This is a genomic window from Leptospira barantonii (assembly GCF_002811925.1).
Taxonomy (GTDB): domain Bacteria; phylum Spirochaetota; class Leptospiria; order Leptospirales; family Leptospiraceae; genus Leptospira; species Leptospira barantonii.
Map to the genome: position 1 here is coordinate 273990 of NZ_NPDS01000006.1, position 15116 is coordinate 289105.

Below are 15116 nucleotides of genomic sequence, written 5' to 3' on the forward strand. Positions count from 1 at the left end.
ATGAAGAAAAAAGAATATTCAAAAAATAACATACAAAAAATTAAAATCGGAATGGACGCTAGGCCGTTCTCAACGCCCGTCTCCGGCGTGGGAAAGATGATTCACAGCGCCCTTTTGGATTTGGGGAACGACCCCAGTTTCGAATTTTATCTTTTTTCGCACAGGGACTTACATCCGAGTTACGCGGATCTTTTGAAGTTACCCGGAATCCGTTTTATCAAGGGAGAAGGGGTTCTTTCTAAGAAAGGCGGACTTTACTTTGCGATCGCACTGCCGTTGCAGTTGAGAAAACTGGATCTGGATCTTTTCTGGGGAACACAGCAGGTATTTCCACCCTTTCTTTCCAAAAAAACGGCGACCGTGCTGACCTACAACGATCTGGTAGCCTATCGTTTTCCGGATACGATGCGAACTCTCGCGAGAATTCAGCAAAAATTTTATCTTTCTCGTTCGATTCGACGCGCGAATAAACTGCTTCCGATTTCACAATCGACTGCGGACGAAGTTTCTTCTTTTTTCGGAATTCCTCCGGAAAAGATGCAGGTTGTTTATCCGGGAATAGAGCTTTCCGAATTCAAGGGATTGCTCAAACAAAAACCGGGAAAGCGCGTAGATTCTCTGCCGAAAAAATATTTTCTATCCGTTTCCACCGTGGAACCCAGAAAGAACTATCAGTTTTTGTATAGGGCATATCTGGAATATTCAAAATCCGTAAAGTCGAATCAAAGATATTCCTGGGTGATCGGAGGAAAGGCCGGTTGGGAAGATCCAGCATTTATCGAAACTCTTCGAAGCGAAGAAAGTAAGGCCGCAGGAATCGTATGGATCGAAAGTCCGAGCGACGTGGAACTCGCGCACATGTATCAAAAATGTTCCCTGTTTTTGTTCGCGTCCTTGTATGAAGGATTCGGAATTCCTCTTTTGGAAGCGTTGAGTCTGCAAAAACCCGCGATCGTTACGGACCTTTCCGTTTTTCGTGAAATCGGCGCGGACAAGATTCAATATCTGAAACTGGAAGAAAGTCTTTGGACGAACGCGCTTTTACAATTCTCCCAAAAGCCCTATCCTGGGAAAAAAGCGGATATCCGAAAATTCTATCGAAGTGTTGCGGCGAAAACGATCGCGGGTCAAATTCGAGAAGTGTTAAAATCTAAAACCACTTCTTCCAGCCGCTGAGTCGCGTAAGAGTTCCCGAAAATTCCAAACCGATTTTGGAATCGATCTGAAGATGAATTCTTTCCCGATCGAGAGGTTGAAGACGAACGGAAAAACCTTCGGAACCTTCCTGAAAACTTAAATAGTCCGGCAGAAACTCGAGTTTGGTTTTGTTTTTTGTTTTGGAATCGGAGACAACTTCCAACGGAATCGAAAAGGATTTGGAATCTTCCTTTCCTTTGAGAAGAATCTGAATGCGATCTTCCTTAAACTCTAGCCTTGCCTTTCGAATCGTTTCTGAAAAATAAGGTTCTTTCTGAGCGGGAGTGGAAATCATTCCCGAACCTGAAAAACGATCGTTCTTTAGATACGTTAAGAATTCATCACGACCCGAAAAATAATTGTAAAAGACCGGATTCACTGGAGTGATCCCAATTTGAACGTACCCGCTTTACTGAAAAGATTTTTTCCTTTTACAATCCCGCGCTTTCTATTAACATGAGATCGATGTTTCGTTTTTATTCGATTTTACCGTTCGTTTTTTTCTCGTTATTCGCCTGTAATTTTTCCAAGGAAGAATCGGTTCTCTATAAACTTTCTCTATACGATTTGGAGGGACATGCGGTTTCTCTCAAGGACTATAAGGGAAAGGTTTTGCTTATGGATGTCTGGGCTTCTTGGTGCGAACCTTGTAAGGACGCGGTTCCGGTTCTTGAAAAACTTTCGAAGGATCTCGAAGGGAAGAATGGAATTCTTCTCGGAATCAATACCGAGCCGGAACTCACCAAGGAAGAACATCTCAAAGCGGCTCGGGAATTCGGAATGACGTATCCATTTTTTGTGGATCAGGATTTTTCATTCGTGAATCAATACAAGGTGGAAGGTCAACCGGCATTGATCGTCTTCAGTCCTTCGGGAACTCTTCTGAAAATTCAATATGGAATCCGAGAACGAGATTATCCGAAACTCAGGGCGAGTTTTTCGAATTGGTTCAGTGCACCATAGTATTGCATAACAAAGGAAATAAATAGGACCTTCTGCAACCTGTCGGGAAAAAAAGGGTTTATTTCTCAGGTTCCCTATTTACCTTTGAATCCTTGCCGACAAGGATCTTTGTCGGAATTCCTAAGTTGTTATAACAAAAGATATCAGGAGTTAAATGAGTTTCATGGCGGAGAATTTAGCGCAGCTATTTCGCGAATCTGCGGAGAAATTTCGGGACCTACCGGCTTTCTTTTCCAAAGATTCTAAAAAGGATTATTACCCGACCACTTACGGTCAATTGTATGAGCAAGGGATTCAACTTGCGGAAGCTTTGATTGAATTGGGTGTTCAGCAAAAACAAAGAGTAGGTTTATTGGCTGATAACCGAATCGAATGGATCGTTGCGGATTACGGCGTGATTCTCACGGGAGCGGCTGACGTTCCTCGCGGAACCGATATTACGGATTCTGAAATCGTTTATATTCTCAATCACTCGGAAGTCGAAGTCGTTTTTATCGAAAACGATAAGATGCTCGAAAAGTTTAATAGAAACAAATCGCAGTTAAATAACGTAAAGACATTGATCATGATGGATCCTACAAGTTCGGCACCCGGTGTGTTGAAAATGCAGGACCTGATCGAAAAAGGAAAAAGTCTTCGTGCGGGCGGATCTAAAAAAGCGGAAGAAAGAATCGCCGCAATCCAACCGGAAGATCTTTTCACATTGATCTACACTTCCGGAACTACCGGACTTCCAAAAGGTGTTATGTTGAAACATTCCAACATGATGCACCAGGTAAACAACGTAAGCCCGATGCTTAAGATCAAAGCGGACGCTCGTCTTCTTTCCATTCTTCCGATTTGGCACGTGTTCGAAAGAGTTGTGGAATACGTTTGTATCGGACTCGGAGCGGCTACGTATTACACGAACGTTCGCGATCTTCGTCAGGATTTGGCGACCGTAAAACCTACGTTTATGGGTTCCGCTCCAAGACTTTGGGAAAACATCTATAACGGTATTTATACGAGAATCAACGATCCGGCTCAAACTCCGGCGCTTCGTAGAGGTCTTTTTAAACTCGCGTATTTCTTTTCCAGCAAGAAGAACCAAGCGGTTCGTTTTTTACAGGGAATCGAAGTCGACTATACCGGAAGAAATCCGATCGGATCCTTATTTTATGGAATTCTAATGTTCGTTCAACTTCTGTTGACCGGTCCGTTTACATTGACCGTTCTTGCGGGTGCGTTAGGCGCTTATTTCGCTGGAACCGAACTTTATTTTCTGACTTCTCCGCTTTATACGATTTCCGGTCTTGCGGTTCTTTTGAACAGCTTCACTTTGGATAAGATCGTTCTTGCGAAGATCAGAGCGGCAACGGGCGGGCAGTTGAAGGCATCCATCTCCGGTGGAGGAGCTCTTCCTAGACACGTTGACGAATTTTTCGGTAACATCGGAATCAACGTTCTCGAAGGTTACGGTATGACCGAAACTTCGCCGGTTATCTCCGTAAGAACTTTTGAAAAACTCATCATCGGTTCCGTGGGTGTGATCGTTCCGAAAACCAGACTTCAGATTCGTAACGATAACAACGGCGTATTGACCGAGATCGACGAAACCGGAAACATCACTCAGGGGAAACTCGGACTTAAGGGTGTGGTTTTTATCAAGGGCCCACAGGTCATGAAGGGTTATTTCAAAAACGAAGAAGCGACTTCCAAAGCGATCACCGACGGTTGGATGAACACCGGTGATATGGGGATGATCAACTTCAAAAAGACTCTGACTCTGACCGGTCGTGCGAAGGACACCGTAGTTCTTCTCGGCGGGGAAAACGTGGAGCCGGTCCCGATCGAAAACAAACTTCAAGAATCCGCTTACATCAGCCAGTGTATGGTGATTGGACAGGATCAGAAGAATTTAGGTGCGATCGTGGTTCCCGATTTCGAAAAACTCCAAGAATGGGCGAAAGAAAACGGGGTCAACGAACCGAGCAATGAAAAGCTGATCGAAAATCCGAAGGTCTACGATCTTTTCAGAAAAGAGATCAAAGCTCTGAACAACACCAAGAACGGGTTCAAATCCTTCGAGCAGGTTACACCTTTCATTCTCATCGCGAAACCTTTCGAAGTGGGTGAAGAACTCAACAACATGATGAAGATGAAACGTCACGTGATCACCGAAAAATACATCGACAAGATCAAGAAAATCTATTCTACAAACCAAGATTAAGATTTTCCAAAACTTTCATCGAATTCGAAAAAGCCGGCCTTTAGGTCGGCTTTTTTATTTCTTCGGAGAATTTGCGCACGTACCGATAGGATTGGTATGGCCGGCATTCAGAAACAAATCCAAAAATCCTCCGTATTTTCGCCTTCGGGACACGGAGATTTATACGCTCTCGACAATCTCTATCTTTCACCGCTCAGAGAAAACGAGATCTGGGATTTTTCAAACGTAAGTCGGTTTTCTCCGGAGAACCTTGGATTTCTTTGTATGAGATCCGTTCTTGCGGACCAGAACGAAAGTAAAATATCGGTTCAAGGTTTTGGACACGGATTCGTAAGAGGACTTTCCAAAATAGAAGGTTTCGAGGACTGGGATCTGTTTCAAACAAAAGGGTTCATCCCGAAAGTAATCGGGAAAGAATCTCCGATGAAACTCAGTTCTAACATCCATGAAATTTTAAATCCCGCGCTTGCCAGTTACGAAAAGGAATTGTTCGAGGAATGGAACCCGAAAGGAATTTCCATCGAAGGAAAGTTCGAGAACAAGGAAATTCTGATCGCCGGCGCGGCGCTTCCCGAAGACGAAAAGAATCTTCCGAAACTTCTCAAGGATTTGATCCAGGTTCTTTCGGGAACTTCCGGAAAATTCTATCTCAGAACGGACAAACATTCGTATCTTTGTTTGAAAAAAGAAAAGGAAAGTTTAGGTCCGGTGTTCTTTCAAGAAAAGGAGAAGGTTTGGAATTCTTTCGTGTTCTTGATTTTGGAAGTCGAAAATTCTTAACTCAAGTGTTTGCTGAATAAAAACGCTTCGATGTTCTCGTAGTTTTCCTCTTCGGAAAGTTCGAGAATTTTTTTGACCAAGGTTCCTGCCTGATGTAAGGAAATCGAACGGATGATCTTTCGGATCGGATTCAAAAACGGAATCGAAACCGAAAGTTCCCGAATGCCGATTCCGATTAAGAATATCGTAAAATTCGTATCCGACGCGAGTTCTCCACAGATGCTCAGAGGTTTATCGTAATCTCTGGAAACTTCCACGATTCGGAGCAACGCTCGTAGAAACGCGATATGATACGGATTGTAAAGCGAAGAAACGTGAATGTTGTTTCGATCCACGGCCATGATGTATTGTAAAAGGTCGTTGGTTCCCACAGAAAAAAAATCGGCTTCCCTTGCGATCAGATCCAAGGAAGAAACCGCCGCCGGAGTTTCTATCATCACTCCGATTTTGATCTTCTTGTTGTATTTTTCCTTTTTGGCGTTGAGTTTACGTTTGCATTCTTCCAAAAGCGCGCGCGTTTTTACGATTTCAGCCGGACCCGTAATCATCGGTAAAAGAATACTAACGTTTCCGTAAGCGGATGCTCGCAAAATCGCTGTTAGTTGTTCGGAGAACCATTCCGGATTGGAAAGCGAATAACGGATTCCTCGGTTTCCTAAGAATGGATTTTCCTCCGGTTCTCCGGTGGAGAATTTATCCGCGCCGATATCGAATGTTCGGATCGTTACCTGTTTGTCTTCCATTCCTTCCGCGATTGCTTTGTATGCCCGGAATTGTTCTTCCCCGGAAACGTTGCTGTCTTGGTATTTTAAGAATAAGGACTCGCTTCTAAAAAGACCGACCCCTTCCGCACCGAACTTGATCGCCTGTTCGCAGTCGAGTTCCGTTTCCAGATTGCATTTGATTCTTACTCGAATCCCGTCCTTGCTTACGGCTCTTACCTTTTTGGTTTCGCCTTCATCGACCGGATAGGAAGAGGAGAATCCGTAGTATTTCACTTCTTCCAAAGTGGGAAAACGAACCGCACTTCCGGATTCGGCATCCAAAAAGATAAACTCGTTGTCCCGTACGTTCGAAGAAAAATCCTTCAGACCCACGATGGTCGGAATTCCATAGTTCCTCGCGAGGATCGCCATGTGTCCGGTTTTACCGCCGAGATCTGTTGCGATTCCGCGGATTCTTGTCTTATCCATAAGAATCATCTGAGAAGGAGTTAGTTCTCTGGCCACGAGAATCAGATCCTCTTTCAAACCGGAAAGAAAAGAATCTTCTTCCTTTTTACCCGCGAGAAACTCGATCAATCGATTGGAAACGTCTTGGAAATGATCCACTCTTTCACGGAAGAATTCATTCTCCATCGCTCTGAATTTTTCGGAAATTTCATGGGTTACGTTTTGAACCGCGAGAATTGCGTTCTCTCCGAATTCGGAGATTCTTTTTCGAACCGAAGTCGCAAGACTCGGATCGGAACAGATCATGGCCTGGGTTTCTAAAATTTCTTGGACTTCTTTGTGATCGGGACCGGAGGCTTCTACGGACGTGATCAGAATTCTTAAACTATGAAGACTTTCTTCGAGAGCGATGTGGAACTTTTCGAGTTCCTCTTCTTTTTCGGTTTCGTGGACGTAGGTTCCGGTGAGGATTGTGTTCCTTTTTTTTCCGGTTTTGAGGACCTTACCGTATAGTTTCCCCGGAAAGGCTGTGATTCCTGGAAAAACTGTACGTTTGGAGGGGATCATTCTTGAAGTGATTCCGAGTTCAAACTCGACTACAGAATTCTCGAAAAGAAGAATCTGACAATTCTTTTCTGGTTTATCGGATGGAGATACGAAAATCCCGACAATCGAGTTTTGGGGCTCGTGTCGGGATCGTTAGAACGCGGATTTTAGACGACTGCCGCTTTTCTTTTGAAAAGTGGAATTCTCCGGCTTTTGTATTTGCTGATTTCGTCCCCGGTCACACTGCTCATTACGAGTTTTGCCATGGAGATATCCAGGGCATGTCCCGCTTTGGATGCGAGATAATGACCGATGATCGGACGACCGGCGATGGAAATATCACCGAATAAGTCCAAAATCTTGTGACGTACGCATTCGTTTTCGAAACGGAGTTGTTGGTTCAAATATCCGTCCTGAGTCAATACGATCGCGTTGTCCAAAGAACCGCCCATCGCAAGTCCTCTCGCTTGAAGCGCTTCCACGTCCTTTAAGAATCCGAAGGTTCTCGCGGGGAGAATCTCCTGTTTGATTCTTTCCCGGTCGAGGGAGATCGTGATGTTTTGTCCTTTGAGAAGCGGGTGGTTGAAGTCGATTGTGTAGGTGACTTTGAGTTCGTCGCTGGGAAGTAAAACCAGGTATTTGTCCCCGTCTACGACCCAAAGAGGGTTTTGAATGTAGATCGGTTCTACGATTTCGGGAAATTCTACGATTCCCGCCGATTCGAGGGCTTGTAGGAAAGGTAGGGAGGAACCGTCCATAATCGGGACTTCGACCGCGTCGATTTCCAGAATGAGATCGGTCAAACCGAGCGCATAAACCGCGGCCAAAAGGTGCTCCACAGTTTGGATTCGATGAAGACCGTCACCCAAAGTGGTTGCGTTGCTCGTATCGACTACGTTGCTGAGTTCCGCCGAAATGGAAGCTTTTTCCAAACCTTTTCGGTATTCAAAGACGATTCCCGTTCCGGAAGGGGCCGGATGAGCGATCAGGTTCACTTCTTTTCCGGAGTGAAGGCCGATGCCCTTGATTCTAACTGTATCCTGTATGGATCTTCTATATATCGTTTCTTTCATAGTTTTGAATTTTCGATTTTCCGACGGCCCATATTCAAAAGACGGCCGAGAAGGATTCGAAGTTCGCTTTGGTATTTGCCAAGGGACAAAATCCGATTTCCTTTCGGTTTCCGGTCTTTGTCGCACTGCACCTAATAAGCAAACTCTATGCCAAAAGGTTTAGGAAAATCGGTTTTTTCAAGCTTTGAAATCGGGGTTTAAGGTCCAATCCGACATAATTCGAAATAAATTTCTGAATAACTGTCTCTTTTTTGCAACTGTGTATCCCTGCGGACACAGGTTATGGTCCCATTGACCTACCAAGGCAATTCTTCCCCGTTCTGATGAAAGAATTTACCCGAGTTGTTTAGATTCAAGGATTCGATTCTTTCCATCAGACCCTCAACGCTTTCGGTTGTAGGAATTCCTTGTCCTCCCGTCATCGAAGTCGCGACCATTCCGGGATGAAAGATCCCAACCGAGATTCCTTTGGGTTTTAAGTCCCAGGCCAAACTGACCGCGATCGCGTTTAAGGCCGCCTTCGATGCTCTGTAACCGTAATAAGCTCCGGAAGAATTCTCGCCGATCGAACCCATTCTACTGGTTAAGAAGATCAACTTTGCGTTCGCGTTCAAAGAAGGCAACAAGGCCTTTACCATTTTGAGCGGGCCCAAAGCGTTTACTAAGAATTGAGTGAATACGTTTTCTTCGTCCAAACTTTGGAGATTGTCCGGAATCAAAATCCCCGCGTTGTTGATGAGAATGTCGATCTTCGTATCCATAAGTTTTGCGGATAAGTCTTGGATCGAGTTCGAATTCAAAACATCCACTCCCTCGAAAATCCGAGTCGGTTTCAATCGAGTTAATTCGCTCGAAGACTTTCTACACAATGCGAAAACTTGATCGCCTTTGGCCATGTATTGTTTGGTAAATTCCAAACCGATTCCTCGGTTGGAGCCCGTAATAAAAACGTTTCTATGAGTCATGTTCATCTTCCAAACTAACAATACGGATCGGTTCTGGAAACACTTTTCGATTGACGTTCCGGTCAATTTATTTACATTGCTGGTTCTATGAATTACGAGATCATTCACAAACCTTCGTATTCTTTTCTTAAAGTAAAACTATCTCCGGGTCAAACGATCAAAGCCGAAGCCGGTGCGATGGTTTATATGACTCCGGGAGTGGACGTCGAAACCAAAATGGGAAGCGGATTTCTTTCCGCAGTCTCCAGAAGATTTTTCGGAGGAGAATCCTTCTTCTTCAATATCTTCAAAGCGCCTTCTGCGGGTGCGGAGATCGGACTCGCGCCGGAACTTCCCGGTGACGTAGTCGGTGTCGATCTTACGGACACGGGTTTGATCGTAGAAGCGGGAGCGTATCTCGCGTCCGACGAAACGATCACCATGAAACCGAAGTTTGGTGGAATCCGTTCTTTCTTCGGGGGAGAAGGTGTTTTCTTACTGGAGATTCTCGGCAAGGGAAAACTTTTTTTAAACGCGTACGGTGGAATTCTTCCCATAGACGTTCAAGGATCGTATACGATCGACACGGGTCACGTGGTCGCATTCGATAAAACCCTTCAGTATAGAATCGCAAAGGCCGGAGGAAGTTGGAAGTCCACTCTGTTCGGCGGAGAAGGGCTCGTGATGGAATTCACGGGTCACGGAAAAGTATTGATCCAAACGAGAGTTCCGTCCGGATTTTTGTCCTGGCTTACCGGACTGCTTCCTCAATAAGTATAAGGAATATTGAATATTATGAATATTGAAATTCTTAGCAAGCCGTCCTATAGTTTTGCGAAGGTTCTTCTGAACGGCGGAGAATCGATCAAGGCCGAATCCGGTTCCATGATGTCCATGAGTTCCGGAATCACGATTCAAACTCACAAGGCGCAACAGGGCGGATTTTTAAAAAGTTTAAAGGCCGCGTTTCTCGGCGGAGAATCGTTTTGGATGAACACATTCACCGCTTCCTCGGGTAACGGAGAGGTTCTACTTGCTCCGACCTTACCGGGCGACGTGGATCGGATCGATTTATCCGGAACCGTCTACGTTCAATCCAGTTCCTTCTTGGCTTCATCGCCTAACATCGAAATGGATACGAAGTTCCAAGGACTCAAAGGATTTATCAGCGGAGAATCGTTGTTCTTTCTAAAACTTTCAGGCAGTGGTCCTCTTTTGATTTCGAGTTACGGCGGAATCGACGTACTCAACGTCGACGGAGAAATGATCGTGGACACGGGTCATATTGTCGCGTTCGACGAAGGTTTGAACTATGAGATGACCAAGTTCGGCGGTTGGAAGTCCTTCTTTCTCGGCGGAGAAGGATTTGTCGCGCGGTTTAAGGGAAGAGGAAGAGTTTGGATTCAATCCAGAAACGTTCCTTCTTTGGGAAGTTGGTTCCGTGATCAACTGCCTCCGATCAAAAGATAAGGGAGAATGAATCGTGAAACATGAAATATTATTAAAACCTGATTTTCCAATCGTTCAAGTTCAATTGGAAAATGGAGAAGCGATCCGAGCCGAATCCGGCGCGATGGTCGCCATGAGTCCGACTGTGAAGATGGCTACGAAGGCCGAAGGAGGAATCTGGGCTTCTGCCAAACGCGCGTTACTCAGCGGGGAATCTTTTTTTCAAAACACATTCAAAGCGGAAGGCGGCACGGGAACCCTCTTTTTGACAAGCGCTACCCAAGGTGATATCGAATACCGCAAGATGAACGGGGAAGAATTGATTCTAAGCCGAGGCGCGTACGTAGCCGGATCGGAGTCGCTCGCCATCGATAGTAAGTGGGGAGGATTCAAAGGATTCTTTTCCGGAGAAGGATTGTTCTTTTTGAAAGTAAGCGGGAGCGGAGACCTTTTCTTTTCCAGCTTCGGTGCGATTCATACGATCGACGTCAAGGGTGAATACGTCGTGGACACGGGTCATATCGTGGGTTTCGAAGGGACCTTGAATTATACGATTCAAAAAGTAGGCGGTCTTAAATCTCTCTTTTTAAGCGGTGAAGGTTTGGTCGCGGTTTTTTCGGGCAACGGCAAATTGTATATCCAGTCCAGAAACCAAAACGCGTTTGCGGGTTGGGCAAACCAGTGGAGAAGGGTGGAACGTTCCTCTTCCTCCAGCTGATTTCGTTTAACATTTCTCTTTAAAAAATCCGGGGTTGCGGTCGTTATCGTCCGTGCCTCGGATTTTTTTTGAGCGATTTTAAATTTAGAGGTTCTATGCTGACGCAATGTTGCGTTTTTGGGCCCATTCGATTCTATGTGTTCCGATTCTTTTTGCAATCTCTTGTAAAAAATTTTCAAATCCCGAATCTTCATTAAGACCGGTTCAGGCCGGGGTTGCCGACCTAAGCGGAGTCGACTTTGAAACAAGCGATCCCGTTCGGTTGGATGGAGAATGGAACTTTCAATGGTCCACGTTGCATACTCCGGACGAGGTCCGAGTCGATCTACTGCAAGGTTATACACAAACGATCGATGTTCCCGGAAGTTGGAACGAATGGGTTCCTTCCGGAGAATCCAAAAAAGTCGGTGGTGCGGGTTTTGCGACTTACTTCGTTCGAATTCGATTGAATCCTTCTCTAAAAGGAAAACTTCTTACATTCAAATTTCCTCATGCAGGAACCGCATACAAAGCTTGGATCGAAAATCAAGAAATAGCGTCGAGTGGAACCGTAGCGGATACGGCCGAGGTTATGAATCCTAAATACGTGAATAGAACCAAAAGTTTTCTCGTAGAAAAGGAAGAGGTTCTTCTTACGATACAGGTTTCCAACTTTCATCATAGAAAAGGAGGTCTTCGATTCGATTCCGTCTATATCGGGAGCGAAGAAAAGATACAGGCTCTCAATTCGCAAAGAAACACATATACGTTTTTTCTAATGGGAAGTCTGGTGATCATGTCCATTTATCATTTCGGTTTATTCTTCTTAAGAAAGGAGGACGTCGCCGCATTCGTTTTCGGAATTTTTTGTTTTTTGATCGCTTCCCGTCTTTTGTTTGTGGGAGAGGTTTGGATCACTTCCGTATTTCCGGACATCGATTGGGGCTGGATGTATCGACTTGAATATGCGACCTTGTATTTGTCCGCCCCGGTTTTTACCGCGTTCGTCCGTTTTGTTTTCACGGAAGAATTTTATAAAAAAGTAATCTACGTTTTGTTTCCGATCTATTTCGCCTTAACGGTTTTCGTATTTTCCACGAAGCCGATTCTTTTTTCTCTGAGTTTAAGCACGTTTCAGGGAATCGTAGTTCTGAATTCTCTTTATCTTTTATACGTGATTATCAAAGCCGCGATCCATAAAAAACAGGGAGCGATCTCCGCGTTGATCGGATTTTTTGCGTTCATTCTTACGATCGCGAACGATCTTTTGTATTACAACGAGTTTTATCTGACTGGATTTTCCAATCTTCTTCCTTTCGGAGTTTTTATTTTTATCTTTTTTCAATCCTTGATTCTTTCCCAGATCTTTTCAAACGCGTTTCAATCGATCAAAAATCTCTCAAGGAATTTGAGTCTTACCAACGAGGCATACAGTCGTTTTGTTCCTTCCGAGTTTTTGAAATTTTTGGACAAACGAAGCATCGTAGACATTCAGTTAGGCGATCAGATCCAAAAAGAGATGACGATTCTATTTTCGGACATACGTTCCTTCACGGACTTGAGCGAACGGTTAACTCCGAAAGAGAATTTTAACTTTCTAAATTCCTACTTGAGACGGGTCAGCCCCGTGATCCAAAAAAACGGCGGTTTTATCGATAAATATATCGGCGACGCGATCATGGCGTTGTTTCCCGAATCGGTAGAGGATTCGATCAACGCCGCCGTCGAGATGCAAAGGGAAATCCGAACCTACAACCAACATCGATTGAAACTGAATTACGATCCGATTAAGGTGGGAATCGGAATCCATTCAGGAAATCTAATGCTCGGAATCATAGGCGCATACGAAAGAATGGAAGGAACGGTGATCGCAGATTCGGTGAACGTCGCTTCCCGGATCGAGGGTCTTACGAAGGTCTATGATACGGCGATTTTGATCAGCGATACGATTCTTAAAAAAGTGAAGGACCCTACCGCATACAATTATCGTTATATAGATCGCGTAAAAGTGAAGGGCAAATCCGAAAGTATCGTCATCTACGAGGTGCACGACGGACAACCGGACTTCATCGTGGATCTGATGAACCAAAGCAAAGGACCGTTCGAACGCGGAATCGATCAGTATCAGAATAGGAATTTCGCCGAAACGATTTCGTATATGGAGAAGGTTCTGGAAATCAACCCGAACGACACTCCGGCTCAGATTTATCTCAAACGCGCCAAATTTTATCTCGAAAACGGCGTTGTCGGAGACATCTTAGAGGGTTCTTAAGGGATTCTTTCTATGGGGGATTCCCGCATTAGGGAGAATCCCTATAGACAAGTCTCCAAAAACGATTACAATTTCCGTATAGACTTCGGGTCTAATCGTTAAGGAGGCGTTCCATGAAGGCGAACGCAAGACTATTCTTCTTTTTAGGATCGGTAGGGCTTTTCATTCTTTTATCAACGGGCTGTTACACCGGACCGTATCGATACTACGACGATTGTCAGTCCATGGGTCCTTCGTATTCCAGAGACTGCGGAAGATATTCAAACTATGGATACGGAGGCGGTTACGGATATCGCAACCAAGGGTATTATCCTTATTATCGAAACAATCCTTACTATTATGGAAATGGGGGCGGTGGCGGCAATCGACACAACCCTCTGCACATTCCTTCCGGAAGATTTCACAACGCGGGTCATCCGGCTAAGTGGAAACTCTGAGAACGGACCGATTCAATATTAGAAACTTTGAATGCGGTCCTTTCGAATTAATTTCTTCCCTGATAACCGATCACATCCATAAAAGCGGAAACTGAAAATACCGCTTTTCCCGGACCGGGTTCGCCGTAACCCGGAGGAACGGGTAGATTATACTTTTCGAATGTAGCCTTCCACACGGTCAAAAGCTCGCAGAAATATTCCAAAGGAGGTCCGGCCTGAGTTCCGAGAGTCGTATACGGTTCGGGGCACCAAGCCGTAAATCTCGGCATAATTCCTTTCGACATGAAGAAATCCAAACCCTCTCCGGTGGATTGAATCGCTTCGGCTACGGTTGCAAAACCGTAAGGTTTGGAAAGTTCCACACCGCCCACAAAGTTCGGAATCACATAAGAAGGTCCGAATACTTCCGCGGAATCTACGACTCTTCGGATCCAATTGTCTCTTCCGATATATGCTTCTTTCCCCGGACAAATCTTTTGAAATAAATTCTTATCCCAGACCTCGTAGTTCGGATGATAGACTTGGATTCCCGCGTCTTTGAATTTTTTGCAGTCTTCGATCTCCCAGGCTTGGGAAACGATCTTGCCCATCCATCTGCCCGGAAATTTGGATTCGATCGCTTGGGCGTAATCCAGATAGAAATCGATTTCGTTTTTTTTCTTTAAGGAAGTAATGACACTTCCGCCGGTAATCGTATAAACCTTTGCGATCTCGTCTTCGGCGTCGATCCAGGAAAGAACTTCCAGAATATCTTCTATGTCTTTTACGCCTGTGTACGGACGTCCCGCGTTCTTCTGTTGACGATAGTTATGATTGATATCGCAGTAAGCGCATTCTTCTTCCTTACCGAAATACTGACAGTTTCTAAAAACGGTAAGATAGATGAGATAACCCCATTCGATGACCGGAGCGATTTCTCCGGGAATTTTTCCATTCTTTGTCTTATGACGATACCAAGCCGGAAGAGGAGGAAACTCGACGTTTCCTAAAAAAGTTTCTCCGAGATACAAAGACGGTTTTCCGTCCGGAGATTTTTTGACCTTATACGGAGAATTCGGATTGTTGCGTGTGGAGATCACGGTCGGAAGCAAACCGAAATGACCTCCGGAAACCTTGATCTCTTCGGGAGCTTTTACGTCCGCGCCTTCTCCCAACTCGGAAAGAGGAATATGATCAAAGGAGAATATAAAGTAATCCTTTGTTTTGTATTCTCCGGAAACCTCGAAAGCTTCTTTGAGAAAATGGATTCCCTGTCTGAGAATGTCCTGTTTAACGATGGCTTCCATCGGAATGGATTTGTATTTCCTCTCCATTTCTTCCAGGAGGGGAATGGTAGAACTTTGGCGGATTGAATCGGTAGCTTCCATCTTGATTAGA

Annotated in this window: 14 protein-coding genes; 9 read left to right on the forward strand and 5 right to left on the reverse strand. The window is 44.8% G+C overall.

What is annotated here, in order from left to right; genetic code table 11:
• Complete coding sequence (locus tag CH367_RS14715) at positions 1-1176, forward strand: glycosyltransferase family 4 protein (RefSeq protein WP_100763256.1); 1176 nt, start codon at positions 1-3, stop codon at positions 1174-1176.
• Here CH367_RS14715 and CH367_RS14720 read toward each other — a convergent pair.
• On the reverse strand, positions 1151-1576 hold the full coding sequence (locus CH367_RS14720; RefSeq protein WP_100763257.1) for a hypothetical protein: 426 nt from the start codon (positions 1574-1576) through the stop codon (positions 1151-1153). The genes CH367_RS14715 and CH367_RS14720 overlap by 26 nt on opposite strands.
• A gap of 86 nt (positions 1577-1662) precedes the next feature.
• Here CH367_RS14720 and CH367_RS14725 point away from each other — a divergent pair, with 86 nt between their 5' ends.
• The 3 genes from CH367_RS14725 (at position 1663) to CH367_RS14735 (ending at position 5149) form a co-directional block, all read left to right on the forward strand.
• Positions 1663-2160 carry a TlpA family protein disulfide reductase gene (locus CH367_RS14725; RefSeq protein ID WP_100763327.1) on the forward strand — a complete coding sequence of 166 codons (498 nt, stop codon included), beginning with the start codon at positions 1663-1665 and terminating at the stop codon, positions 2158-2160.
• A gap of 163 nt (positions 2161-2323) precedes the next feature.
• A complete protein-coding gene (locus tag CH367_RS14730; protein WP_100763258.1) occupies positions 2324-4369 on the forward strand; it encodes an AMP-dependent synthetase/ligase in 2046 nt (681 codons plus the stop codon).
• Between the two features lie 96 nt (positions 4370-4465).
• Positions 4466-5149: an LIC11631 family protein gene (locus CH367_RS14735; protein ID WP_100763259.1), complete on the forward strand. Its 684-nt coding sequence runs from the start codon at positions 4466-4468 to the stop codon at positions 5147-5149.
• Here the strand turns inward: CH367_RS14735 and ptsP are convergent.
• The 3 genes from ptsP to CH367_RS14750 all read right to left on the reverse strand — a co-directional run bounded on the left by ptsP (position 5146) and on the right by CH367_RS14750 (position 8905).
• Positions 5146-6888: a phosphoenolpyruvate--protein phosphotransferase gene (gene ptsP, locus CH367_RS14740; RefSeq protein ID WP_165783302.1), complete on the reverse strand. Its 1743-nt coding sequence runs from the start codon at positions 6886-6888 to the stop codon at positions 5146-5148. The two genes, CH367_RS14735 and ptsP, sit on opposite strands and share 4 nt — an antisense overlap.
• A gap of 146 nt (positions 6889-7034) precedes the next feature.
• A complete protein-coding gene (gene lpxC / locus CH367_RS14745; protein WP_100763261.1) occupies positions 7035-7940 on the reverse strand; it encodes a UDP-3-O-acyl-N-acetylglucosamine deacetylase in 906 nt (301 codons plus the stop codon).
• A gap of 296 nt (positions 7941-8236) precedes the next feature.
• Positions 8237-8905, reverse strand: a complete 669-nt coding sequence (locus tag CH367_RS14750) for an SDR family oxidoreductase (protein ID WP_100763262.1) — start codon at positions 8903-8905, stop codon at positions 8237-8239.
• Between the two features lie 87 nt (positions 8906-8992).
• On the opposite strand from CH367_RS14750, the gene CH367_RS14755 reads away from it, so the two are divergent.
• The 5 genes from CH367_RS14755 (at position 8993) to CH367_RS14775 (ending at position 13739) form a co-directional block, all read left to right on the forward strand.
• Positions 8993-9658 carry a TIGR00266 family protein gene (locus tag CH367_RS14755; RefSeq protein ID WP_100763263.1) on the forward strand — a complete coding sequence of 222 codons (666 nt, stop codon included), beginning with the start codon at positions 8993-8995 and terminating at the stop codon, positions 9656-9658.
• Between the two features lie 21 nt (positions 9659-9679).
• Positions 9680-10354: a TIGR00266 family protein gene (locus CH367_RS14760; protein WP_100763264.1), complete on the forward strand. Its 675-nt coding sequence runs from the start codon at positions 9680-9682 to the stop codon at positions 10352-10354.
• Between the two features lie 13 nt (positions 10355-10367).
• Positions 10368-11051, forward strand: coding sequence for a TIGR00266 family protein (locus tag CH367_RS14765; RefSeq protein WP_100763265.1), 684 nt, complete (start codon positions 10368-10370; stop codon positions 11049-11051).
• A 106-nt stretch (positions 11052-11157) separates the two neighbouring features.
• Entirely contained in the window at positions 11158-13302 is a 2145-nt protein-coding gene (locus CH367_RS14770; RefSeq protein WP_100763266.1) for an adenylate/guanylate cyclase domain-containing protein, read from the forward strand.
• Between the two features lie 113 nt (positions 13303-13415).
• A complete protein-coding gene (locus tag CH367_RS14775; protein WP_100763267.1) occupies positions 13416-13739 on the forward strand; it encodes a hypothetical protein in 324 nt (107 codons plus the stop codon).
• Positions 13740-13786: 47 nt separating this feature from the next.
• Here the strand turns inward: CH367_RS14775 and CH367_RS14780 are convergent, their stop codons facing one another.
• On the reverse strand, positions 13787-15106 hold the full coding sequence (locus CH367_RS14780; RefSeq protein ID WP_100763268.1) for a radical SAM protein: 1320 nt from the start codon (positions 15104-15106) through the stop codon (positions 13787-13789).
• Between the last annotated feature and the right edge of the window lie 10 nt (positions 15107-15116).